The sequence below is a fragment of the Vibrio sp. 10N.261.52.C11 genome (assembly GCF_041471405.1).
GTDB classification, from domain to species: domain Bacteria; phylum Pseudomonadota; class Gammaproteobacteria; order Enterobacterales; family Vibrionaceae; genus Vibrio; species Vibrio crassostreae_C.
The window spans coordinates 1-1,323 of sequence record NZ_JBFROI010000121.1 but is presented as its reverse complement, the minus strand read 5'-3'; the positions used below and the strand labels follow the sequence as shown (position 1 = coordinate 1,323).

The window sequence follows — 1,323 nt, the reverse complement described above, 5'->3', positions numbered from 1 at the left end:
TCAAGCTGATTTGATCATATATGGACACTTCCTATTGGCAAGTAGTAAATCTGAAAGTTTTAGGTAAAAGATTGCAGACATATATCCGAGTTCAAGGACTCTTAATGATTTCCGCTGAGCATGCTCTTATCAACAACACGAACTTGAAAGTCCTAAGATCAAATCAGAGTTCCATACTCACGGTCTTACCTGTTTTCTCATTTCCACTTCATGCGCAATTTTAGATAGATAGTAATTCAGGATTATAGTGTTGCTGATTAGCCAATAAAGCCCATGCAATTCGAGCATTCCGATTAGCTAGTGCGACTATTGCAACATTCTTGTGTTTTCGTTTCAGTAAGTCATTCAACCAGCGGTGAGTATAAGTGGTTGGCTGTTGCTTTAAGTGCCCAAGAACAGCTCTTGCACCATGCACTAGTAGTCTTCGTAAATAGCCATCCCCCCGCTTGCTTATACCAAGCAATACTTGTTTGCCACCCGTTGAAAACTGCTTAGGTACAAGTCCAATCCATGCAGATACCTGCCGTCCATTATTAAAAGATGCGGGGTCACCTATACTTGCAACAAGTGCGGTGGCAGTTATAGGGCCAATTCCAGGGATCTCTGCGATTCTTTTAGAATCAACATTCGTACTGTGCCATTGTTCAATTTCTTTTGTTAACGCACTAATTCGTGAAGAAAGCTCATCAATTAGTTCTTTTAAATGAGTAACCACGCAGCGAATCGGTGGCGTCAAATTATTTTCAGCATCCTCTAAAACCAGAGGGAGCTGCTTGTTAAGTGATGCACTTCCTTTAGGAAAGACAAGACCAAACTCAGCCAGCAACCCACGTAATTGATTAGTTTGGCCAGTTTTCATTGAAACTAACCTTTCTCTAGCTTTGTGAACAGAAAGGATTGATTGCTGTTCAATCGATTTTATAGGTACGAAACGCATGTTAGGGCGAGTTACCGCTTCACAGATTGCTTCAGCATCAGCGGTATCGTTCTTATTTGATTTCACATAGGGCTTAACAAACTGCGGAGGCATAAGTTTAACGTCATGACCAAATTGCTTGAATACTCTTGCCCAATAATGAGCACTGGAGCAAGCTTCCATACCAACAAGACAAGGAGGCATATTGGTCAACGTTTCGGACAACTTCTTTCTGCTGATATTTTTCTTCAAAAGAACTTTGCCTGATGAATCTACTCCGTGAAGAGCAAAAGAAGATTTAGCTAAGTCGATACCTAAAGTTGCAATGGTCATGGTCTCTTCCTCATTTATGTTACCGACTATAAGTTTAGACGGTGGGTGGAAGTGTCCATATCATTAACAACGCC

1 protein-coding gene is annotated in these 1,323 nt (G+C 41.0%); it reads right to left on the bottom strand.

The window, feature by feature from the left end; genetic code table 11:
* Window positions 1-220 precede the first annotated feature (220 nt).
* The gene (locus tag AB4323_RS24125) at window positions 221-1,249 is read right to left on the bottom strand and encodes an IS110 family transposase (protein ID WP_017065108.1); all 1,029 of its coding nucleotides are present in this window, start codon (window positions 1,247-1,249) and stop codon (window positions 221-223) included.
* Window positions 1,250-1,323: the final 74 nt, after the last annotated feature.

Excerpts from the sequence above, each read along its gene's own strand:
- AB4323_RS24125 (WP_017065108.1), bottom strand. The coding sequence starts at position 1,249 with ATGACCATTGCAACTTTAGGTATCGACTTAGCTAAATCTTCTTTTGCT.